Consider the following 19,960-nt stretch of genomic DNA (forward strand, 5'->3'; position numbering starts at 1 on the left):
GCGTGCTGCGGTGCAGTGCGCTAATACGTCGCGCTCAAAACGTGGTCACGCCTGATCAAAAAGCGGGCACGACAGGCTGTCGACACAATTGCTGCTCACGTGTCGGGCAGCAAGAAGGTATTTTATTACAGAAGGGGCCCGACAAAGGGCCCCGCCGCCCTGCGAAATATCGAACCGGCCCTCGGCGTGCTCACGGGATGCGCGCTGGCCTGAATCGTCAGGCGGCCTCGCGCTCCGCAAAGACCCGGTCGATCAATCCCCACTCGACCCCCTGCTGCGCGGTCATGAAGTGGTCGCGGTCCAGGGTCCGTTCCACCTCCGCCTCGGTGCGCCCGCAATGCTGCGCGTAGAGCCGGGTGATGCGCCGCTTGGTCTCCTGCATTTCGTTGGCATGGATCAGGATGTCGGACGCCTGGCCCTGGAAGCCGCCGAGTGGCTGATGCACGTGAAGGCTCGCATTGGGCAGCGCGGCGCGGTGACCCGGCTCGCCGGCCATCAGCAGGAACGAGCCCATCGAGCGCGCGGTGCCCATGCACAGCGTATGAACCGGCGCCTTGATGAACTGCATGGTGTCGTACATGGCGAGACCAGAGGTGACCACGCCGCCATAGGAGTTGATGTAGAGATTGATCGGCCTGTTCGGATTCTCCGCCTCCAGGAACAACAATTGCGCGCAGACCAGTCCGGACATCGCATCATTGACCTCGCCGTTGAGGAAGATGATGCGCTCGCGCAGGAGCCGCGAATAGATGTCGAAGGATCGCTCGCCGCGGGCGGATTGTTCGACAACCATAGGGACGAGCTGAAGCATGTCGCGCATTGGCGACCTCCATGTTTGCAGGTGATGAAGTCTTGTTGGTGTTTAAGCCGCCGCGCGCATCAGGCAGCAATTGCTGTTGGCCGGCTGCGGCAGCTTTGTTCGCTCTTCGCAGGCTTGCTGAATGATGCGGAAGCGAGTGCCGCCGTCCTCGTTCGGCTCGATCCGGAAGATCACGTGGCTCTCGCGAAACGGCGGCTCTGAATCGCGAAGCCGGTAGCGCACCTCTTCGCCTGCGATCGTTGATTCAGGCTCGGCGCCTGCAAGGTCGCAATCCGGCAACCAGCGTTCGCGCAAGGCCGGAATGGTCACGGCGCGCCAGACCTTTGCCGGCGGCGCATCGAAATCAAATTCAAGTACCAGGGCTTCGTCGGGACGATCAGGCTTCGCGGCGTCGCTCATTGATCCCAGTCCTTATTGATCCATGTCCTTGAGGAGATCGGCGAGTGCTTCCATGCGCTTCGGCCAGTAGGCACGGTAGCGCGCAAGCCATGTGCCGATGGCCACGATTCCGTCCGGGTCGACCTCGTAATTCACGAAGCGGCCCTGCCGCTGTTCGCGCACGAGGCCTGCCGCGCGCAGCACCGAAAGATGCTGCGACATCGCCGGCTGGCTGATCTCCAAACCGTCGCGCAAAGCGCTGGCATTCAGGCTTCCGCCGGCGAGCTTCTCAAAGACCTTTCGGCGCGTCGGGTCGGCCAGCGCCTTGAAGATGTCGGCTTCGATCATGCCGACACATAAGCATGTACTTATGTGTTGAGCAAGCCCCGATTACTGAAGCGCTTCTCCGTGCTGCGAAATGTCCAGCCCCTCGAGCTCGTGCTCACGGGATACGCGCAAGGGCACGAACAGGGAGACCAGCTTGAGCAGGACAAAACTCACGCCGGCCGCCCAGACGAAGGTGACGGCGACCCCGTAGAGCTGGATCAGCAATTGCTGCGGATGGCCCTCGAGCAGGCCGGCGGTGCCGCCGATCGCGCTGGTCGCGAACACGCCGGCCAGCAACGTGCCGGTCAGGCCGCCAATGCCGTGGACGCCGAACACGTCGAGGGAATCGTCATAGTTGAAGCGGTGCTTGAGCCAGGTGCAGGCCCAGTAGCAGACCGCGCCGGCGACAATGCCGATGACGATGCCATGCCAGGGCGCGACGAAGCCCGAAGCCGGCGTGATCGTGCCGAGCCCGGCGACCGCGCCGGAGATCATGCCGAGCACCGAAGGCTTGCGCCGGGTCGACCATTCGATCGCGCCCCAGGTCAGCGCGCCGGAGCAGGCCGCAAGATGCGTCGCGATGATCGCCAGCACCGCGCGCGAATTGGCAGCGCCCGCCGAGCCGCCGTTGAAGCCGAACCAGCCGACCCACAACAGGCCGGTGCCCATCACCGCGAGCGACAGATCGAACGGCGACAGATTTTCGGTGCCGTAGCCGTGGCGGCGGCCCATCACCTTGGCGGCGACGAGGCCGGCGGTGCCGGCCGACAGATGCACGACGAGGCCGCCGGCGAAATCCAGCACGCCCATGCTGGCGAGGAAGCCGCCGCCCCACACCCAATGCGCCAGCGGAATGTAGACGAAGATGAACCAGGCGACCGAGAACACCAGATAGGCGGAGAATCGCATCCGGTCGGCGACCGAGCCCGCGACCAGCGCCACCGTGATGATGGCAAAGGTCATCTGGTACAGCATGAACAGCGCTTCCGGGATCGTCTTTGCCGCCGGGTTGACGCTGTCCATCGTCATGCCCGCGAGGAACCAGCGGTCGAGCGTTCCGATCCACGGCCCGTCGCCGACGAAGCAGAGCGAATAGCCGAACGCCACCCAGAGGATCGAGATCATCGTCACCGCGGCGAGGCTCTGCGCCATGGTGGCGAGCACGTTCTTCTTGCGCACCATGCCGGAATAGAACAGCGCCAAGCCGGGGATCGTCATCATCAGCACCAGCGCGGTGGCGACGATCATCCAGGCGGTGTCGGCGGTGTTGATCTCGGAGCCCGCGGCGTATGCGGGCGCCGCAACGAACGTCACAAATCCGAGCGGCGCAGCCATAACAGCTGCGCGGCGCAACAATCCCGCCATGTCATTCCCCCCGGCATCAATTGGCGTCGCACGCTGTGGCGTCGTTGCCCGGTGCGATCGAAGAAGGATCAAAGCGTTTTCGAGCGAAGTGGATACCGGTTCGCGTGAAGAAAACGCGTCAAAACAAAAAGCCTTAAAGCGCGTCGCTGTCGGTTTCGCCGGTGCGGATGCGCAGCGCGTGGTCGATCGGCGTGACGAAGATCTTGCCGTCGCCGATCTGTCCGGTGCGCGCCGTCGCGGTGATCACGGCGACCGCCTTGTCGGCGACGTCGGAGGCGACCGCGATCTCGATCCGCAGCTTCGGCAGGAAGTTCACGACATATTCCGCGCCGCGATAGATCTCGGTATGACCCTTCTGGCGGCCGTAGCCTTTCACCTCGGTCACGGTCATGCCGTGGACGCCGATCGCGGTTAGCGCCTGGCGGACTTCATCGAGCTTGAAGGGTTTGATGATCGCGACGACGAGTTTCATGGTCAGGCCTATTCCCCGGGGATGCGCCACGCCGTATGTCCCCGGCGCAGCGTCAATCTGGCATCTTTCCGGGCAAATGGCATAAAAAACTTGCAGACTGAAGCGGAAAAACGTTTGGCCATGTGAACCGCCGCCTCTGTACAGGGCATCCGTTCATCCTTCACAATGCGTTTTTGGCATGGATGCGGTGAACCGAAGCGTCCCGGCCGGTACAAAAGTATGTTTGAGGGGGACGCTTCATGGCGAGTTGGTTCTACGCATCCGAGGGCAAGCAACAGGGGCCCTATCCGGAAGGGCAATTCCGCGACCTGGTCGCGCAGGGAGTTGTGCGCCCGGATACGCTGGTGTGGTCCGAGGGCATGGCCGGCTGGCAGAAGGCCGCCGAAATCCCCGGCCTGATCGGCGGCGGCGGTGCGCCCCCGATGATGCCGGCCGGCGGTCCGCCGATGATAGGCTCCGGTGGTTACGCTGGTGCCGGCAGCGGCAGCGGAGGAGCGCTGGCTGTCGATTTCGGCATCCTCGAGTTCACCTGGCGCAGCATCGTGATGCTGATCGGCATGTGCCTCATCATTCCGGTGCCATGGGTGTTCGTCTGGTACACGAAATGGATCGTGTCCTGCGTGAAGGTGCCCGGCCGGCCCAATCTCAGCTTCACCGGCAATGCGATGACGCTGGTGCCCTGGTTCTTCGGCTTCATCGTTCTGGCGATCGCGATCGGCGTCATCGGCAGTGCGCTGCTCAGCAATCTGCTGTTCATCGCGCAGATCGTGCTCTACTGGCTGCTGATCAAATGGATGGTCGCGAACCTCGCCTCCAACGGGCAGCCGCTCGGGCTCAGCTTCTCCGGCTCAGCTTGGGCCTATATCGGCTGGAATCTGTTGTTCGCGATCTCGATCATCACGATCATCGGCTGGGCCTGGGTCGCCGCGGCGCAGATGCGCTGGTTCTGCCGCAGCATCGAAGGCACGCGCCGTGAGATCGTGTTCAAGGGCAGCGGTCTCGGCATTCTCTGGCGCGGCATCGTCGCCGCGATCCTGTCCAGCCTCATCATCCCGATCCCGTGGGTGTATCGCTGGATCATGAACTGGTTCGCGTCGCAGACCGAGCTCGCTCCGCGCGGGTCGCTCGGAGCTTGATCGCAAATCCCAGGCGCGACGAACTCGCGCCTGGGCTCTAGGACTTGCGCTCGCGCACAGAACCTTCCTGCGCGACGGAGGCCACCAGCGTGCCGTCGGGCTTGAAGATCGAGCCGCGGGTCAAGCCGCGGCCGCCTCGCGCGTTCGGCGAATCCTGCGCGTAGAGCAGCCATTCGTCGGCGCGGAACGGGCGGTGAAACCACATCGCGTGGTCGAGGCTCGCGGGCATCATGCGCTTGTCGAACAGCGTGCGGCCGTAGCGCGCCATGATCGCGTCGAGCAGCGAAAAGTCCGAGGCATAGGCTAGCGCGCACATGTGCAGCGCCGGATCGTCGGGCAACTTCGCCGCGGTCCTGATCCAGACGTGAATGCGGCCGTCCTCGATCTTCTCGCCGAAATAACGGCCGAGCTCGACCGGGCGCAGCTCGATCGGACGATCGGACTCGTAATAGCGGCGGATGAACTCCGGCATCTCCTTGAACATCGGCTGCTTCGCCACCTCCTCCGCCGTCAGCTTCTCCGGTGGCGGCACGTCGGGCATCTTGTCCTGATGATCGAACGCGCTCTCCTCATCGGTGTGGAACGACACCATGATCGAGAAGATCGCGTTGCCGTGCTGGATCGCGGTGACGCGGCGGGTCGAATAGCTCTTGCCGTCGCGCAGGCGCTCGACCTGGTAGATGATCGGGATCTGCGGATCGCCCGGCAGGATGAAATAGCAATGCAGCGAATGCGGCAGCCGGCCCTCGACCGTGCGGCAGGCCGCAACCATCGCCTGCCCGATCACCTGGCCGCCGAACACCCGCTGCCAGCTCGTCTTCGGGCTGTTGCCGCGGAACAGATTCACCTCGAGCTGTTCGAGGTCGAGAATCGAGATCAGGTCGATCAGGCCTTTGGACATGATGGTGCTTTCGAAGGATCTCGTCATTCCCGGGCATCGCGACAGCGATGACCCCGGAATGACGAGCCGATAACCTCTGGATTCCGGGTTCGCGCCTGTGCGCGCTCCGGAATGACGGAATGAGGCAGTTCCGCCCTTGTTTCACCGCACTGTTTCGCCCACCTCAAGTCTGCTAGCAAGGCCTGGAAAAGCCGAAGTGTGAGCCAGGAATTTGGTATGCCGGTACAGGGTAGCATTGTCATTGGTGGCGGCGCGTTTGCCGGCCTCGCGCTGGCCCTGGCGTTGCGCCAGGGGCTCGGGCCCGAGATTCCCGTCATCGTCGCCGACCCCGCGCTCGCGACCCGTCCGAGCCGCGACCCGCGCGCGACCGCGATCGTGGCCGCCTGCCGCCGCCTGTTCGAGGCCATCGGCGCCTGGGACGCCGTCAGGGGCGAGGCGCAGCCGATCCTCGACATGGTCGTCACCGATTCAAAGCTGGAAGACGCCACCCGTCCGGTTTTTCTGAACTTTGCCGGCGATGTCGCGCCCGGCGAGCCGTTTGCGCATATGGTCGAGAACCGCCGTTTGATCGACGCGCTGGTGGTGCGGGCCGAAGCCGAGGGCATCGATCTCCGCGCCACGACGGTCGCGTCCTATGACGCGCGCCCGGAAGGCGTCGACGTGACGCTTGGCGACGGCAGCGTGATTGCGGCAAGCCTGCTGGTCGCCGCCGATGGCGCGCGGTCGAAACTGCGTGAGCGCGCCGGTATCGTCACCCATGGCTGGGAGTACGATCAGTCCGGCATCGTCGTCACCGTCGGCCATGAGCGCGATCACGACGGCCGCGCCGAGGAGCACTTCCTGCCGGCGGGTCCCTTCGCGATTCTGCCGCTCTCCGGAAAACGATCCTCGCTGGTGTGGACCGAGCGCCGCAGCGAGGCCGCGCGCATCATCGAGTTGAGCGACGAGGAGTTCCACGGCGAGCTCGAGCGCCGGTTCGGCCTGCATCTCGGCGAGGTCAAGGCGCTCGACAAGCCGCGCGCGTTCCCGCTGTCCTATTTCGTGGCGCGTTCCTTCATCGCCGAGCGTCTCGCGCTGGTCGGCGATTCCGCGCATGTCATCCACCCGATCGCGGGCCAGGGCCTCAACATGGGGCTGAAGGATGTCGCAGCACTGGCCGAAGTCGTGGTCGATGCCGCGCGGCTCGGCATGGATCTCGGCGGTGCCGACGTGCTCGAACGTTACCAGCGCTGGCGCCGCTTCGACACCATGGCGATGGGCCTTGCCACCAACTCGCTGAACTTCCTGTTCTCCAACCAGTCGACGCTGCTGCGCACGGTGCGCGACATCGGCCTCGGCCTCGTCGACCGCGCCCCGCCGCTGAAGAACCTCTTCATCCGCCAGGCCGCCGGTTTGACCGGTGAGATCCCGCGGTTGCTGAAGGGCGAGGCGTTGTAGGAGTTCGCGCTGTGTCTTCGTAGCCCGGATGGAGCGCAGCGCAATCCGGGGCCGCCGTATCGTCAGCGCGAAGTCCCGGATTTCGCTGCGCTCCATCCGGGCTACAAGAACCTCAATCGATCTTGCGCGCCTCTTCCGGCAGCATGATCGGGATGCCGTCGCGGATCGGGTAGGCGAGCTTGGCGCTGCGCGAGATCAGCTCCTGCTTTGCGGAATCGAACTCCAGCGGACCCTTGGTCAGCGGGCAGACCAGGATCTCCAGCAATTTGGGATCGACGCTGGTTTCGGGGCGTTCGGTGGGAGCGTTCATTGGGGTCTCCGAAGATCGCTTGCCTCTAGCACAGAAAATCGCGGTCGCCCATTGCGCCAACAGAGCGTTTTCGAGCGAAGTGGGTACCGGTTCGCATAAAGAAAACGCGTCAAAACAAGAATCTAGGCAGAGACCATCCGCATGATCTCGTCGAGCAGGCCCTGCAGCCGTGCCGCCGGCACCGGCGTGCCCGACAAGGCAAAGCCCAGGAATGTCCAGTACAGGATCTGCGCGCGCGCCTGCGCCTTCGCCGGCTCAAGCCCCCGCATCGCGAGCAGCGTCTCGATATAGTCGATCCTGCGGCGGTCGATCGCGCGGACCGCGCCTTGCGCGGCCGCATCGAACGCCGCCCAGCTGCGCACGGCGCGCTCCAGGTCGAGCCGGGCGCCAAAGGATCTCCGCAGCAGCGCCTTCAGCGGCTCGTCGCCGGCGGCCTCGACGTCGGCGATGATCTGTTCGGCCGCGATCTCGCGCCAGCGCTTCAGGACAGCGGCGTGGAACGCGCCGAGATCGGCGAAGTGCCAATAGAAGCTGCCGCGCGAGACGCCCATGGCCCTTGCGAGCGGATCGGCTTTCAGGGCCGTGAAGCCGTTCCTGGCCAGCGCCTTCAGGCCCTGCTTGATCCAGTCGTCGGCGGAGAGTTGTTCGGTCATGACCGGTTCCGGAAAATTGGCCATACACTAGTGTATTGACAGGCGGCGGGCCAGCGCCTATCTCACCATACACAACTGTACGGACGAAGCTTCAAGGAGCTGTGCCGATGCGTGATCTCTTGCTCCAGTGCTCCGGCGTCGTGGCCATTGCCGTAGCCCTCATCCATGGCGTTCTCGGCGAGACCAAGGTCTTTGCCCGCGCCCGCATCGAGCCGGAACGGCTCCGCACCCTGATTCGCCTGGTCTGGCAGGCCTCGACCGTCGCCTGGATCGGTGGTGGTGTGCTCCTGATCGCGGCGCCCTGGATGGACTCGGAGCTGGCGCGCCGCTGGATCGTCGTCACCATGGTCTGTGTGTTCGGTTTCTCGGCTGTCGCCAACGCGTGGGCCACGCGCGGCCGGCATTTCGGCTGGATGGCGCTCAGTGCCGTCGTTGCGATGGCGGTTGCCGGCTATTGAGGTGCCGCGCCCAGAATGCCGGCCGTCAAACCGTGAGGCGTAAGGCCGCAGCGGCCGCTCAAATGCCTGCTGCCTACGGAGCCAACTGATCTTTTCCGGATCGTTAGAATAACTCTAAAGCCATCCGCGTCCAAACCGGATTGACTTCATCATCGCCTTTGCTTCCCTCGCTCCCGCTTCGCGCCACGCGCGCACACGACAGAGGAGGAGACGTTCGTGAAGGTCATTCGTGTTGTTGCAATTGCACTGACGGTCGGCATGGGTATGAGCTCGGCGGCCATGGCCGACGGGTTCAAGGATTGCACCAAGCTCGACAAGGCGTCGTGGAAGCCGGCCGCCGAAGCCGAAGCCAAGGCCAAGGCGCTGGGTTACGAAGTGCGGCGCTCCAAGATCGAAGGCTCGTGCTATGAGGTCTACGGCGTCAAGGAAGGCAAGCTCTACGAGCTGTTCTACAGCCCGGAAGATCTTAGCCTGAAGAAGACGGTTGCCAAGTAAGGTTTCAAGCAAGGGCTTGAGCAAGGCTTGAGGATAGTCACGGCTTGATCGACGAAGCGGTGCCAGAAACGCGCGGGGCGTCCGACGGGACCCCCGCGGATCGAACGGCTTCGCGGACGGTCGCAGTCTGGGACCTCCCGCTACGCCTCTGGCACTGGGCCCTCGCGGTCAGCATCTTGGCCGCGTGGTTCACGCCCACCGTCTACGATACCCTTCACCGCATCGTCGGCTATACGGTGCTCGGGCTTCTCGCCTTCCGCCTGGTCTGGGGTTTTTGGGGAAGCCGCTATTCGCGCTTCCGCATGATCGGCGTCCGGCTTCGGGCCGCGCCACACTATCTCTGGAATCTACGCCGCGGCATGACCGGCCGCTATATCGGCCTCAATCCAGCCGGCACCTTGATGCTGGTGGCGCTGCTGCTGGCGATCGCCGTCTCGGCCATCACGGGGGCGATGTCGGTGACCGTCACCTTCTTCGGCCTGTGGTGGGTCGAGGACACCCACGCGATAGCATCCGACGCCGTCATCGTGCTGGCCGTGGTACACGTGCTGGGCGTCGTGCTGATGGGGCTTCTCCAGCGCGAGAACCTGATCCGCGCGATGTTCACCGGACGCAAGCGCATCCGCCATCATCAATAGGGTTTCTGAGGCGGCGCTCTCTCCTCGTCATGGCCGGGCTTGTCCCGGCCATCCACGTTCTTTTGTGCCTTTCAGACGTGGATGCCCGGGTCATCGGCGAGCGAAGCGACGCCGTCCTTCGGACGGCTATGCCCGGGCATGACGGAGCGTGACGCGGCAGCGCGCGCCTCACTGCAACGGCGGATCGCCGCTGGTGCGCTTCTTGGCGAGATCCATCTCGGTCACCGCGATCAGGATTTCGGCGCGGGTCTTCAAATCCGGCGCCTCCAGCATGGCCTGCTTTTCCGCAGGGCCATAGGGCGACATCATCGCCAGCGCGTTGACGAGCGCTTCGTTGGGCGCGCTCTCGACGCCTTCCCAGTCGACCTTGAGATTGTTGGCCTTCAGGAAATCCGCCAGCACGGTCAGCAGCGCCTCGCGATCGACCTCGTCCTCGCCCATGCGCGCGGTGAAGTCGTCGACGAAGGTGAAGAAGTCCACCTTGCACTGGCGGTAGGCGGTCAGCACTTCGAGCTCCTTGACCACCTTGAAGCGCGAGACGCCGGTGAGCTCGAGGAGGTAGCGGCCGTCGCCGGATTCGGCGAGCTGGGTGATGCGGCCGACGCAGCCGACGCGGAACAGCGCCGGCCTGTCGGAATTCTTCGGCGAGTGCGCGACATCGGGCTGGATCATGCCGATCAGGCGATGGCCGTCGCGCAAGGAATCGTCGACCATCGAAAGGTAACGCGGCTCGAAGATGTTGAGCGGCATCTGGCCGCGCGGCAGCAAAAGCGCGCCCGGCAGCGGAAATACCGGAATGATCTCCGGCAGGTCGGCGGGGCCGCGATATTCGATGTTGATCGGCATCTGGACCCCGCTAGACTCGCTAGAGCATGATCCGGACCCGGAGGGCCGCGTTAGCGCAAAGTGTGAAGCGGTTTTCCGACAAGATCATGCTCCAACAATAACCCTTACGAAAACAGGATCGTCGACAAGCGCTTTCGTCCCTCGACGGTAGCATCATCCGTGCCACCCCAGGCCTCGAAGAATTGCACGAGCTGCTTGCGGGCGCCGTCGTCGTTCCACTTGCGGTCGCGCTTGATGATCGCCAGCAACTGCTCGGTGGCTGCCGCCCGGTTGCCTTGCGCATTCAGCGCGGTCGCAAGGTCGAAGCGAGCCTGATGATCGAGCGGGTTTGCGGCGACTTTCTGTTCCAGCTCGGCCACCGGCCCCAGCTGCTCCGCCTGCTCGGCGAGATCGATCGCGGTCTGCACGGCTTTCACGGCGGGGTCGTTGCGCTTCGATTCCGGCACCATCGCCAGCGTCTGCTTGGCCTGCTCCATCGCGCCGGAGACGGCGTAGCATTTCGCGAGTCCGGCAAGGGCCGCGATGTTGGTCGAATCGTGCTGCAGCACCTCGGCATAGATCTGCGCGGCGGCGGCGGCGTCCCCCTCGGCGAGCACCGCCTCGGCCTCTTGCAGGATCTCGGCGATATTGGGCTCGCCCGGCGCCGTCACGCCCTTGGTCACCTTTTCAATGAAGGCGTTGACCTGGCTCTCCGGCACTGCGCCCATGAAGCCGTCGGCCGGCTGGCCGTTGACGAAGGCGATCACGGCAGGGATCGACTGGATGCCCATCTGGCCCGGGATCGCCGGATGCTGGTCGATGTTCATCTTGACCAGCTTGACCTTGCCCTTGGCCGCCTTGACCGCCTTTTCCAGCACGGGCGTGAGCTGCTTGCAGGGGCCGCACCACTCCGCCCAGAAGTCGATCAGAACCGGCTGGCGCTTCGATTCCTCGATGACGTCCTTCACGAAGGTCTGGGTGGTGGTGTCCTTGATCAGATCGGCCGCGGCCGCGCCCGCCGCTCCGTTACCCTGGTCGATGATCGTCACGGGATCCCCTCGTCTGATGTCTGGAATGGCGGCTCTTTAGCACGTCGCCAAATCATATGCTTCGTTGTCGGCTCCTAGATTGGGCCGAATGGGCCGAATTTCAATCCATCAGGGCCGATTCGCCGGTTCCGGGACGTTTTCGGGCGATTTGGCCGCGTTCGGGGTCCATATGGCCCTTCAATTGCGAATCTATGCTGCCGGTAGCTGTTGCATTCGCCGTCCGCTTTTGGCATACGACAGCCGTTGCCGGCGCGTCATGCGACCGACACAGGATGCGGGTGTAGCTCAGTGGTAGAGCACGACCTTGCCAAGGTCGGGGTCGAGGGTTCGAGCCCCTTCGCCCGCTCCAATTTTTCCCAAAGCATCCAGCCAAACCGGGTCGGGCCGTGGTTTTCCACGCCGCTGGCGGCTGTATTGGGTCTCAAATGACAATACTGGTCACGGGCAGCGCGGGCCACCTTGGGGAGGCCGTTCTCCGTATGCTCCGGGGACGCAGTTTCCCCGCGCGTGGGATCGATCTGAAGCCATCGCCCTTCACCGATGCCGTCGGCTCGATCGTCGATTCCGACTTCGTGCGGCGCCAGATGGAGGGCGTCACCGCCGTGATCCACTCCGCGACGCTGCACAAGCCGCATGTGGCGACCCACGGCAAGCAGGATTTTGTCGACACCAACGTCACCGGCACGCTCAATCTGCTCGAGGCGGCCGTAGCCGCCGGCGTGCGCAGCTTCGTCTTCACCAGCACCACCAGCGCATTCGGTTCGCAGCTTCGACCCGGGGCCGGACAGGCTGCAGTGTGGGTCACCGAGGATCTGGCGCCGGTGCCGAAGAACATCTACGGCACGACGAAGCTGATGGCCGAGACGCTGTGCGAGCTGTTCTTTCGCGAGCGCGGCCTGCCCGTCGTGATCTTGAGGACCTCGCGCTTCTTCCCTGAGGACGATGACGATCCGGCGATGCGCTCGGCTTACCCGCTGGACAACGCACAGGCCAATGAGCTGCTCTATAGACGGCTGGATATAGCGGATGCGGTGAGCGCCCATCTGCTCGCCGTCGAGCGTGCGCCGAAGATCGGTTTTGCCCGTTACATCATCTCCGCCACGAGCCCGTTCGAGCCCCGTCATCTCGCGGCGCTCGCGCGCGACGCGGCCGATGTCGTGCGCGAGCTCTACACGGATTGCGCGCCGCTCTATGCGGCGCGCGGATGGCGGCTATTCCCCGAGATCGACCGCGTCTATGTCAACGACCGTGCGCGGCACGAACTAGGCTGGCGGCCCGAATTCGACTTCGCGCATGTCCTGAGCAGCCTGCGCGATGGCCGCGATTTTCGCAGCACGCTGGCGCGCGAGATCGGGTCGAAAGGCTATCACGACACGGTATTCGACGACGGACCCTATCCCGTCGCCTCGTAATCGCCGTCTTTGCCGTTTTGCTCGACGCATCAAATGTCTGCCCGGCATCACCGGGAGCAGACCGGGCTGAGCCGTTCTACTGTGCATGGGGTTGTTTTCGCAATTTTGTGCGACCGCCCCCCTGCTGCCTGCAAATCAGTCACGCGCCATTTTTTGATTCCGCGTTGCAGCGAGACCGTGATCGTCGCCGAGCAAATCTTCGTGGCATTCAGTCTCAATTTCTATTGAGTCTGACTGCAGTGCTCCCGACGCGCTTCTCACCGTCCGCAGATGTGCTAACCTTTTTGCGTCTGTCGTCCTGACAGAGTCCGAACTTCGCCTCTCGACTAGCAAAACAAAATAACGTGCAGCCCTGACGGCTGCCTTAGGGGAGTGACGCGATGAAATTCCATCGATCCGTCTTTCAATCCGTCCTGGCGCTTGCAGCGGTTGCCCTTCTTGCGGGGACAAGCGCCGGTCATGCGCAGGACAAGAGCAAACCGCTCAAGAAGTACGAATCCGGCACCAAGGAATTCTGGACCCATCCACCGGATGACTGGTTCCTCGGCGACGAGACCGAGGCGCAGAAGGGCCTCGCGCCGCCATCGGGGCCGCCGACCGGCGCGTCGGAGGCCGAGCTCGCCGCGATGATGAAGAAGATCAAGCTCCCGGCCGGCTTCAAGATCGAAGTCTATGCGCCCGGCGTTCTCGCCGCGCGACAGATGGCCTGGGGTGACAAGGGCACGCTGTTCGTCGGCTCGTTCGGCCTCGGCAACGTCTATGCCATCAAGGATAACAACGGAAAGAAAGAGGTCAAGACCATCCTGAAGGGGCTGAACATGCCCACCGGTCTCGCCTTCAAGGATGGCGCGCTCTACGTCATCGCGGTCGACAAGCTGATCCGTTACGACAACGCCGAAGCCAATCTCGACAAGCTCGGCGACGGCAAGGTCGTCTATGACGACATGCCCTCCTATGCCGCGCATGGCTGGAAGTACATCGCGGTCGACAAGGAAGGCTGGTTCTACCTGCCGTTCGGACCGCCCTTCAACGTCGGCGTGCCCCCGACCAGTGTCTCGCAGATCCGGCGCGTCGATCCCAAGACCGGCAACGCCGAAATCTATGCGCTCGGCGTTCGCAACTCGGTCGGCGGCGACGTCGATCCGCGCACCGGAAAATACTGGTTCACCGAGAACGCGCGCGACTGGATCAGCGACGATCTTCCCTCAGACAAGCTGAACATGATCTCGAAGATCGGCGAGCATTTCGGCTATCCCTACTGCCACCAGGGCGACCTGCTGGATACGAAGTTCGCGATGGGTCACAAGTGCTCCGAGTTCACGCCGCCCGTGCTGAACCTCGGCGCGCATGTCGCTCCGCTCGGTATGAAGTTCTATACCGGCGATCAATTCCCCGCCGAGTACAAGAATAACATCCTGATCGCCGAGCATGGCTCCTGGAATCGTCACAAGTACCAGGGCGGCAATATCACGCGCGTGATCGTCGGCCCCGACGGCAAGAACGCCAAGAAGGAGGTGTTCGCCTCCGGTTGGATCGAGGGTGACCAGGGCTATCTCGGCCGTCCCAACGACATCATCCTCGCCAAGGACGGTTCGATCCTCGTCGCCGACGACTGGGCCGGCGCGATCTATCGCATCAGCTACAGCAAGAAGTAGCGTAAGACGACACGAGGCTGCGACCGGATGACGGTCGCAGCCTCTTTTTTTTGTGGCAGGCTTGCAGCGGAACGCGTTCGTCATGCCCGGACTTGATCCGGGCATCCATCAAACGAGAAACCTCTTTGCAAACGGGATGGATTGCCGGGCCTACGCCAAGCAGGCGGGTCAAGCCCGGCAATGACAGTCGGAGAAATCAGCCATGCGAGCCGTTCGGTTTGGAATTCTGTCTGTGACGCTATCGCTCGCAGCACTTGCATTCGTCCGCGCTCAGGCCGCCGATAATGCCGCGATCCAGGAGAAGGCCGCCGTCTGCTCCGGCTGTCACGGCGAGAACGGCATTTCGCAGACGGGGAACATCCCCTCGCTGGCTGGCCAGCCCGATCAATTCATCCAGTGGCAGCTCGTGTTCTTCCGCGCCGGCTCGCGCAAGAACGACCAGATGCAGCCGATCGCCGAGGAGATCACCAACGAGGACATCCGCAATTTCGGCGCCTATTTCGCGCAGATGACGCCGCCGAAGGCCGCGGAAGACGCGGATCCGGACCTGTCGAAAAAAGGCGCGCAAGTTGCCGTCGGCCGCCGCTGCGCCTCATGCCATACGGATAGCTTCGCCGGAACCAAGGCGGTTGCGCGGCTCGCGGGCCAACGCGAGGAATACCTGGTCAAGGCGCTGCACGACTACAAGAGCAGCCAGCGCGTCGGCGGCGGCGGCGCTGCGATGGCCGATGTCGCCTATCACATGAGCGATGAGGAAATCACCGCCGTCTCGCACTATCTCGCGTATTTCAAGTAACGCGGAGTCGTTGCGGCAAACGCCGCTGTCGTCCCGGGGCGCGACGAAGTCGCGAGCTACGATGCGCAATTGCGCATCTGAGGACCCATAGCCACAGGATCAAGTTTGGCGAAGACTCGTGGTGACCAGCTCGCGTCATAACCACTCCCTGTGGTTATGGGTCCCGGGCTCGCGCTCTGCGCGCCCCGGGACGACAGCGAAGTTTGGAGCTACCCCGCCCGCTGCCTCTCATACGCCTTCAGATGCGTATACGCGATGCGCAGCTTCGGCACCGGCACCTTGGCGGCGTCGGCGCGCGCGATGAGGTCGCCAATGACGTGATCGGCCTCGACCGGCAGGCCCGCCTTGATGTCGCGGAACATGGATGCCGTCATCGGCGATCCCTCGGTGGTGAGGTTGCCCTTCACGCGCTCGAAGAACGGGCCGCCCGGCGTGTAGCCCGACGCGGTGGCGATCGCGCTGGTCTCGTCCAGCATGCCGAGCAAAAAGTCTCGGCCGCCGGGGGCCGCGAGGATGTTGCCGACGGAGGTGCGCATCAGGCTGGTGCTTGCGGCGAGCGAAGACAGGAACACCCACTTCTCCCACATGTCCTGCATGATGTTCTGGCTGGCGGCGGCGCCATTGATACCGCTCTTGAAGGCCTCGTCGATCGCCTTGACCCGGTCCGAGAGCTTGCCGTCGCGCTCGCCGTAACTGAGCGACTGCATCGGCTGGAGCTGCACCACTTCGCGCTTCTCGTTCAGGGTCGCCGCGATGGCGCAGAGGCCGCCGAGCACGCGCTCCTTGCCGAACTTTTCGTCGAGCGTGTCGAGATGCTTCATGCCGTTGAGCATGGGGATGATCGCTGTATCAGGTCCGACCGCCGCCGCGAACGACTTGATGGCGTCGTCGAGGTCGAACGCCTTGCAGCTCAGGAGCACGACGTCGAACTTTTCCTTGAGCGCGTCGGCCTGAACGGTCGGCGGATTCTTCAAAGTCACGTCGCCGTTCGGGCTCTTGATGACGAGGCCCGCGCTCGCGAGCTCGCTGGCGCGGCGCGGCCGGACCAGGAAGGTGACGTCGCGGCCGGCCTGTAACAGCCTGCCACCAAAATAGCCGCCGATGGCGCCGGCACCGACCACGAGGATACGCATGGGATTGTCCTTATTGTTGCTATTGGCGGTTTATCTATAGTCGTCATTGCGAGCGAAGCGAAGCAATCCAGAATCCTACCGCGATCACATTCTGTCGCCGGAGAACGAACGGACTACTTCTCCAGCACCATCTCCTCGACCTCGCGCAGCTGCTCCTTGCCGAAGAACATCTCGTTACCGACGAAGAAGGTCGGCGAGCCGAACGCGCCGCGGGCAACGGCGTCCTCGGTGTTCTTGATCAGCTTGCCCTTGACCTCGGGCTCCTGGGCGCGGGCGAACAGTTTTTGGGCATCGAGGCCGGAGGACGCGAGCGCCTTCGCTGCGACTTCCGGGTCGTCCATCTTCTTCGGCTCGCGCCACATGTGGTGGAAAGCGGCCTCGACATATTTTTCGAACACGCCCTCCGCCTGTGCCGCGATCGCGGTACGCATCAGGTTCAGCGTGTTGACCGGGAAGAACGGATTCATGACATAGGGCTGGACCTTGAAGCGCTTGACGAAGCGCTCGGTCTCGACCGCCTGGAATTCGCGCTTGTTCTTGACGCCGGCGAGCGTCTCGGCCGGTGACTTGTTGTTGGTCGACTTGAAGATGCCGCCGAGCAGGATCGGCACGTACTCGAATTTGACGCCGATGCGCTGCTCGATCGCCGGGATCGCGAGGTGACTGAGATAGGCGTTCGGGCTGCCGAAATCGAACAGGAATTGCGGGGCTGTGCGGGTCAAAATCGTTCTCCCTGACCTGGCTTTTGATCTGGCTTTTCGTCCATTGTGGCGCAGCGCGCGCCACGGGTCCACCGTTTAATGATGGTCATAATATCTTGATGATCCGGTCAGATCAGACGCCGGATCGCGCGCCTGCGCCACACCGCGAGGTAATAGCCCATCTGCAAAACGACATGGCGCAGAACACGATCGGATAGGCGGCCCACACGCCCTTCAGGCCGATCGTACGGCTCAGGATCACCGCGGCCGGCAGCTCGATTGCGACAATGGCGAAGATCGAGAGCAGCATCGGCGTCAAGGCCACGCCGGCCGCGCGCATGGCTCCGGAAAACACGGTAGCCAGGCCGAACGGCACCGAGCTCCACAGCGCGATGTGAAGCAGTCCCCCGGCGAGGTCGAGCACGGCACTGTCGGTGATGAAGAGGCCGAGCACGGTCCGCGGCGCCAGATAGATTAGCCCCACGAGCCCGCCGGTCAGGACGATGTTGAACATGAGGCCGGTGCGCACGATGCCATCGAGCAGCGTCCTGTTGCCGCCGCCGATGGCCTGTGCGCCGAGGATCGAGACCGCGATCGAAATCGACATTGCCGTGAACTGCGTGTAGCCCATCACCTGGTTGACCGCGCCGTACGCGGCGGTTGCGTCCGATCCAAAGCCGTTGACGAGTCCGAGTAGCACGAGCTCTGCGATCGCCATCACCACCATGCCGACCGCGCTCGGCAGTCCGATGCCGAGGATGTTTCCGAGCACGGCACGATTGAGCCGCAGATGACGCAGCAACGCGGCATCCGGTGCCAGTGCATGCTTCGTCCGCAGCAGATAGAGGGCCAGCGCGAGCAGCGTCAGCGCGTTGGCAATCGCGGCCGCCCAGGCCGGACTGGTGATTCCGGCCGCAGGCAATCCGAACGCGCCGCGGATCAGTATCGGCGTCAGGATCAGTCCGATGGTGGTTGACAAGGCCAGCGCCAGCAGCGGCGTCACGGCGTCACCGACGCCGCGGATCATCGCCGTCATCAGCAGGAAGACGAAGCTGAGCGGCATGGTGAGCAGCATGATGCGCGCATAGGCACTCGCTTGGTCGAGGATGTCCGCTGGCGTCGCGAGCATCGTCATCAGTTGCCGGCTGAAGAAGCCGCCGACCAATGCAACCGAAAGCGAGAGCAGCAGGCCGATCGCAAGCGTCGTGCCGACGACGATCCTGATCCTGCCATGCTCGCCAGCGCCAAAGGCCTGGCCGATCAGCACAGTGGCGCCGGTGCTCAGGCCCATGACGAAGGCGAACAGGAAGAACATCACCGGGAAGAACGCCGACACCGCTGCGAGCGCGTCGACGCCGATCATCTGGCCGAGATAGACGTTGCTGACGGTCCCGAACAGCGATTGCAGCGCGTTGCTCAGCACCAGCGGCGCGAGGAAGCGGAGGAATGTCGTCCAGAGCGGCTTTGGCGCGGACATGGATAGGCCTTTCATCGGGGCGTGCGAAGCCGTTGCCGCGCGATGCGCGCGCGGCTCGGCCGTCGATGGGGTGAGAGAAAGTGCTGCGCCTAAGCGCGGTCGCTGTAGGCGAGCTTGACGATGTGGTCGCGGACGTCGACCGGCCAGTCGGCGATCAGTCCGGTGAAGCGCCGCCGGTCATCCGCGAACAGGGCGCGCGACGCTTCTTCGAACTGCGGCAGATTACCCGCCATGGTCGACATGAAGTGATAGGCCGCATCGCGCGCCTGCCGCTCGCGGTCCTTGTCGCCGCTTGCGCGTCTCGCCTCGTCGACGAGCTTTCGCAGCGCGACCGAGGCGCCGCCCGGCTGGGCTCCGAGCCACTCCCAGTGCCGCGGCAGCAGCGTCACCTCGCGCGCGACCACGCCGAGCTTCGGCCGGCCGCGCCCGCGCGGCTCGCTCAGTGGCGCGGCCTCCTCGACCGGCGGCGGGACAAGCTTCGCCACCCGCGCCAGCACCTCGCGATCCCCGCCGCGCAGATCGAAGTCGATCGGTCGGCCCGTGTTGTCCTCGAAGATGATGATGGGCTCGTCCGGCGGTGGCGTGATCCGTTTGACGACCAGCGCGACCTCTCCCGCTGGCCCGGACGCCAGGCGGCGATGGCCCTGGAACGCCGTGAAAGTCCGTTGCATTGAAATCATTGCCATATTGATGACGTTGGCCTTTTAATATCCGGGTAAATTGCTGGCGTCAATATACCCGGGTGAAATTATCCGTCTGGATGGCTCGACATTGTGTTCCCGGGCTGGCACGAACGGCGCGGCCGACCGACCACGCCTAGCCTGGGGACCTCAACGATGCTGACCGTTCACCACCTCAACAATTCCCGCTCGCAGCGGGTGCTGTGGCTGCTCGAGGAGTTGGGCGTGCCCTACGAGATCGTGCGCTATCAGCGCCAGCCGGACATGCGCGCGCCGAAGGAGCTGCGCGCCATCCATCCGCTCGGCAAGTCGCCCGTCATCACCGACAACGGCAACACCATCGCCGAGTCAGGCGCGATCATCGAATATCTCATTGCGACCTACGGCAACGGCCGGCTGATCCCGCCGCCGAACACGCCGGAGCGGCTGCGCTTCACCTATTGGCTGCACTATGCGGAGGGCTCGGCGATGCAGCCGCTGCTGCTCAAGCTGCTGTTCACGCTGATGCCGAAGCGCGCTCCCGCGCTGCTTCGCCCGCTGGTGCGCAAGGTCTCGAACCAGGCGCTCACCGCGCTGGTCAATCCGCAGCTCAAGCAGCACATGGATTATTGGGAAGGCGAGCTCGGCAAGAGCGAGTGGTTCGCCGGCGGCGAATTCACCGCCGCCGATATCCAGATGAGCTTCCCGCTCGAAGCCGCGCAAGCGCGTGGCGGGCTCGAGCTCGGCCATCCCAAGGCGATGGCATTCCTGGAGCGCATCCACGCGCGGCCGGCCTACGCCAGAGCGCTGGAAAAGGGCGGGCCGTATCAGGTGGGACGGTAAGTTTCCTCACCGCCCCGGTA

Annotated in this window: 22 protein-coding genes, 1 tRNA gene and 1 pseudogene; 10 read left to right on the top strand and 14 right to left on the bottom strand. The window is 63.9% G+C overall.

Going from position 1 to position 19,960, the window contains the following annotated elements:
* Positions 1-217 precede the first annotated feature (217 nt).
* From ABIA90_RS07185 to ABIA90_RS07205, 5 genes are all read right to left on the bottom strand, one after another.
* Entirely contained in the window at positions 218-820 is a 603-nt protein-coding gene (locus tag ABIA90_RS07185; protein ID WP_038932646.1) for an ATP-dependent Clp protease proteolytic subunit, read from the bottom strand.
* Between the two features lie 42 nt (positions 821-862).
* Positions 863-1,219, bottom strand: a complete 357-nt coding sequence (locus tag ABIA90_RS07190; RefSeq protein WP_354118397.1) for an SRPBCC family protein — start codon at positions 1,217-1,219, stop codon at positions 863-865.
* 12 nt (positions 1,220-1,231) lie between these two features.
* Positions 1,232-1,546: an ArsR/SmtB family transcription factor gene (locus ABIA90_RS07195; protein WP_014490770.1), complete on the bottom strand. Its 315-nt coding sequence runs from the start codon at positions 1,544-1,546 to the stop codon at positions 1,232-1,234.
* A gap of 42 nt (positions 1,547-1,588) precedes the next feature.
* Positions 1,589-2,890 (bottom strand): ammonium transporter, encoded by a 1,302-nt coding sequence (locus ABIA90_RS07200; RefSeq protein ID WP_354118398.1) that lies wholly within the window; start codon positions 2,888-2,890, stop codon positions 1,589-1,591.
* Positions 2,891-3,023: 133 nt separating this feature from the next.
* Complete coding sequence (locus tag ABIA90_RS07205; RefSeq protein WP_008142802.1) at positions 3,024-3,362, bottom strand: P-II family nitrogen regulator; 339 nt, start codon at positions 3,360-3,362, stop codon at positions 3,024-3,026.
* 239 nt (positions 3,363-3,601) lie between these two features.
* On the opposite strand from ABIA90_RS07205, the gene ABIA90_RS07210 reads away from it, so the two are divergent.
* On the top strand, positions 3,602-4,498 hold the full coding sequence (locus ABIA90_RS07210) for a DUF4339 domain-containing protein (RefSeq protein WP_354118399.1): 897 nt from the start codon (positions 3,602-3,604) through the stop codon (positions 4,496-4,498).
* A 37-nt stretch (positions 4,499-4,535) separates the two neighbouring features.
* Here the strand turns inward: ABIA90_RS07210 and tesB are convergent, their stop codons facing one another.
* Entirely contained in the window at positions 4,536-5,399 is an 864-nt protein-coding gene (gene tesB, locus ABIA90_RS07215) for an acyl-CoA thioesterase II (protein WP_354118860.1), read from the bottom strand.
* A 216-nt stretch (positions 5,400-5,615) separates the two neighbouring features.
* Between tesB and ABIA90_RS07220 the strand changes: the two genes are divergently transcribed.
* On the top strand, positions 5,616-6,836 hold the full coding sequence (locus ABIA90_RS07220) for a ubiquinone biosynthesis hydroxylase (protein ID WP_354118400.1): 1,221 nt from the start codon (positions 5,616-5,618) through the stop codon (positions 6,834-6,836).
* A gap of 112 nt (positions 6,837-6,948) precedes the next feature.
* Here the strand turns inward: ABIA90_RS07220 and ABIA90_RS07225 are convergent, their stop codons facing one another.
* Both ABIA90_RS07225 and ABIA90_RS07230 read right to left on the bottom strand, forming a co-directional pair.
* Positions 6,949-7,146 (bottom strand): Trm112 family protein, encoded by a 198-nt coding sequence (locus ABIA90_RS07225; RefSeq protein ID WP_011083431.1) that lies wholly within the window; start codon positions 7,144-7,146, stop codon positions 6,949-6,951.
* Positions 7,147-7,268: 122 nt separating this feature from the next.
* The gene (locus ABIA90_RS07230) at positions 7,269-7,799 is read right to left on the bottom strand and encodes a TetR/AcrR family transcriptional regulator (RefSeq protein WP_354118401.1); all 531 of its coding nucleotides are present in this window, start codon (positions 7,797-7,799) and stop codon (positions 7,269-7,271) included.
* 107 nt (positions 7,800-7,906) lie between these two features.
* Here ABIA90_RS07230 and ABIA90_RS07235 point away from each other — a divergent pair, with 107 nt between their 5' ends.
* From ABIA90_RS07235 to ABIA90_RS07245, 3 genes are all read left to right on the top strand, one after another.
* A complete protein-coding gene (locus ABIA90_RS07235) occupies positions 7,907-8,257 on the top strand; it encodes a hypothetical protein (protein WP_071908737.1) in 351 nt (116 codons plus the stop codon).
* A gap of 216 nt (positions 8,258-8,473) precedes the next feature.
* Positions 8,474-8,752: a PepSY domain-containing protein gene (locus tag ABIA90_RS07240; protein ID WP_028150199.1), complete on the top strand. Its 279-nt coding sequence runs from the start codon at positions 8,474-8,476 to the stop codon at positions 8,750-8,752.
* Positions 8,753-8,796: 44 nt separating this feature from the next.
* Entirely contained in the window at positions 8,797-9,390 is a 594-nt protein-coding gene (locus ABIA90_RS07245; RefSeq protein WP_354118402.1) for a cytochrome b/b6 domain-containing protein, read from the top strand.
* A gap of 168 nt (positions 9,391-9,558) precedes the next feature.
* On the opposite strand, the gene ABIA90_RS07250 is transcribed toward ABIA90_RS07245, so the two are convergent.
* Both ABIA90_RS07250 and trxA read right to left on the bottom strand, forming a co-directional pair.
* Positions 9,559-10,236, bottom strand: coding sequence for an LON peptidase substrate-binding domain-containing protein (locus tag ABIA90_RS07250; RefSeq protein WP_135213945.1), 678 nt, complete (start codon positions 10,234-10,236; stop codon positions 9,559-9,561).
* Between the two features lie 104 nt (positions 10,237-10,340).
* A complete protein-coding gene (trxA, locus tag ABIA90_RS07255) occupies positions 10,341-11,264 on the bottom strand; it encodes a thioredoxin (RefSeq protein WP_063980302.1) in 924 nt (307 codons plus the stop codon).
* 274 nt (positions 11,265-11,538) lie between these two features.
* On the opposite strand from trxA, the gene ABIA90_RS07260 reads away from it, so the two are divergent.
* The 4 genes from ABIA90_RS07260 (at position 11,539) to ABIA90_RS07275 (ending at position 15,127) form a co-directional block, all read left to right on the top strand.
* Positions 11,539-11,613: transfer RNA gene (locus ABIA90_RS07260), tRNA-Gly, on the top strand.
* A 76-nt stretch (positions 11,614-11,689) separates the two neighbouring features.
* Complete coding sequence (locus ABIA90_RS07265; RefSeq protein WP_354118403.1) at positions 11,690-12,676, top strand: NAD-dependent epimerase/dehydratase family protein; 987 nt, start codon at positions 11,690-11,692, stop codon at positions 12,674-12,676.
* Between the two features lie 380 nt (positions 12,677-13,056).
* Positions 13,057-14,331 carry a PQQ-dependent sugar dehydrogenase gene (locus tag ABIA90_RS07270; RefSeq protein ID WP_354118404.1) on the top strand — a complete coding sequence of 425 codons (1,275 nt, stop codon included), beginning with the start codon at positions 13,057-13,059 and terminating at the stop codon, positions 14,329-14,331.
* Between the two features lie 202 nt (positions 14,332-14,533).
* Positions 14,534-15,127, top strand: coding sequence for a c-type cytochrome (locus ABIA90_RS07275; RefSeq protein ID WP_354118405.1), 594 nt, complete (start codon positions 14,534-14,536; stop codon positions 15,125-15,127).
* 209 nt (positions 15,128-15,336) lie between these two features.
* Here ABIA90_RS07275 and panE read toward each other — a convergent pair whose 3' ends face one another.
* The 4 genes and pseudogenes from panE to ABIA90_RS07295 form a co-directional block, all read right to left on the bottom strand.
* Positions 15,337-16,260: a 2-dehydropantoate 2-reductase gene (panE, locus tag ABIA90_RS07280; RefSeq protein WP_166104984.1), complete on the bottom strand. Its 924-nt coding sequence runs from the start codon at positions 16,258-16,260 to the stop codon at positions 15,337-15,339.
* A gap of 113 nt (positions 16,261-16,373) precedes the next feature.
* Positions 16,374-16,982: a 2-hydroxychromene-2-carboxylate isomerase gene (locus ABIA90_RS07285; protein ID WP_354118406.1), complete on the bottom strand. Its 609-nt coding sequence runs from the start codon at positions 16,980-16,982 to the stop codon at positions 16,374-16,376.
* A 107-nt stretch (positions 16,983-17,089) separates the two neighbouring features.
* Positions 17,090-18,438, bottom strand: a pseudogene (locus ABIA90_RS07290) (MATE family efflux transporter).
* A gap of 89 nt (positions 18,439-18,527) precedes the next feature.
* A complete protein-coding gene (locus ABIA90_RS07295; protein WP_502916630.1) occupies positions 18,528-19,109 on the bottom strand; it encodes a DUF2239 family protein in 582 nt (193 codons plus the stop codon).
* A gap of 165 nt (positions 19,110-19,274) precedes the next feature.
* Here ABIA90_RS07295 and ABIA90_RS07300 point away from each other — a divergent pair, with 165 nt between their 5' ends.
* Complete coding sequence (locus ABIA90_RS07300) at positions 19,275-19,940, top strand: glutathione S-transferase family protein (RefSeq protein ID WP_354118408.1); 666 nt, start codon at positions 19,275-19,277, stop codon at positions 19,938-19,940.
* The last annotated feature ends 20 nt before the right edge of the window (positions 19,941-19,960 follow it).

Origin of the sequence: Bradyrhizobium sp. LA6.8 (assembly GCF_040547935.1) — a bacterium.
Taxonomy (GTDB): Bacteria; Pseudomonadota; Alphaproteobacteria; order Rhizobiales; family Xanthobacteraceae; genus Bradyrhizobium; species Bradyrhizobium barranii.

Excerpts from the sequence above, each read along its gene's own strand:
- tesB (WP_354118860.1), bottom strand. The coding sequence starts at position 5,399 with ATGTCCAAAGGCCTGATCGACCTGATCTCGATTCTCGACCTCGAACAG.
- ABIA90_RS07235 (WP_071908737.1), top strand. The coding sequence starts at position 7,907 with ATGCGTGATCTCTTGCTCCAGTGCTCCGGCGTCGTGGCCATTGCCGTA.
- ABIA90_RS07195 (WP_014490770.1), bottom strand. The coding sequence starts at position 1,546 with ATGATCGAAGCCGACATCTTCAAGGCGCTGGCCGACCCGACGCGCCGA.
- ABIA90_RS07225 (WP_011083431.1), bottom strand. The coding sequence starts at position 7,146 with ATGAACGCTCCCACCGAACGCCCCGAAACCAGCGTCGATCCCAAATTG.
- ABIA90_RS07210 (WP_354118399.1), top strand. The coding sequence starts at position 3,602 with ATGGCGAGTTGGTTCTACGCATCCGAGGGCAAGCAACAGGGGCCCTAT.
- ABIA90_RS07300 (WP_354118408.1), top strand. The coding sequence starts at position 19,275 with ATGCTGACCGTTCACCACCTCAACAATTCCCGCTCGCAGCGGGTGCTG.
- ABIA90_RS07265 (WP_354118403.1), top strand. The coding sequence starts at position 11,690 with ATGACAATACTGGTCACGGGCAGCGCGGGCCACCTTGGGGAGGCCGTT.
- ABIA90_RS07250 (WP_135213945.1), bottom strand. The coding sequence starts at position 10,236 with ATGCCGATCAACATCGAATATCGCGGCCCCGCCGACCTGCCGGAGATC.
- ABIA90_RS07205 (WP_008142802.1), bottom strand. The coding sequence starts at position 3,362 with ATGAAACTCGTCGTCGCGATCATCAAACCCTTCAAGCTCGATGAAGTC.
- ABIA90_RS07220 (WP_354118400.1), top strand. The coding sequence starts at position 5,616 with ATGCCGGTACAGGGTAGCATTGTCATTGGTGGCGGCGCGTTTGCCGGC.
- ABIA90_RS07185 (WP_038932646.1), bottom strand. The coding sequence starts at position 820 with ATGCGCGACATGCTTCAGCTCGTCCCTATGGTTGTCGAACAATCCGCC.
- ABIA90_RS07190 (WP_354118397.1), bottom strand. The coding sequence starts at position 1,219 with ATGAGCGACGCCGCGAAGCCTGATCGTCCCGACGAAGCCCTGGTACTT.
- ABIA90_RS07200 (WP_354118398.1), bottom strand. The coding sequence starts at position 2,890 with ATGGCGGGATTGTTGCGCCGCGCAGCTGTTATGGCTGCGCCGCTCGGA.
- ABIA90_RS07270 (WP_354118404.1), top strand. The coding sequence starts at position 13,057 with ATGAAATTCCATCGATCCGTCTTTCAATCCGTCCTGGCGCTTGCAGCG.
- ABIA90_RS07275 (WP_354118405.1), top strand. The coding sequence starts at position 14,534 with ATGCGAGCCGTTCGGTTTGGAATTCTGTCTGTGACGCTATCGCTCGCA.
- ABIA90_RS07295 (WP_502916630.1), bottom strand. The coding sequence starts at position 19,109 with ATGCAACGGACTTTCACGGCGTTCCAGGGCCATCGCCGCCTGGCGTCC.
- ABIA90_RS07230 (WP_354118401.1), bottom strand. The coding sequence starts at position 7,799 with ATGACCGAACAACTCTCCGCCGACGACTGGATCAAGCAGGGCCTGAAG.
- panE (WP_166104984.1), bottom strand. The coding sequence starts at position 16,260 with ATGCGTATCCTCGTGGTCGGTGCCGGCGCCATCGGCGGCTATTTTGGT.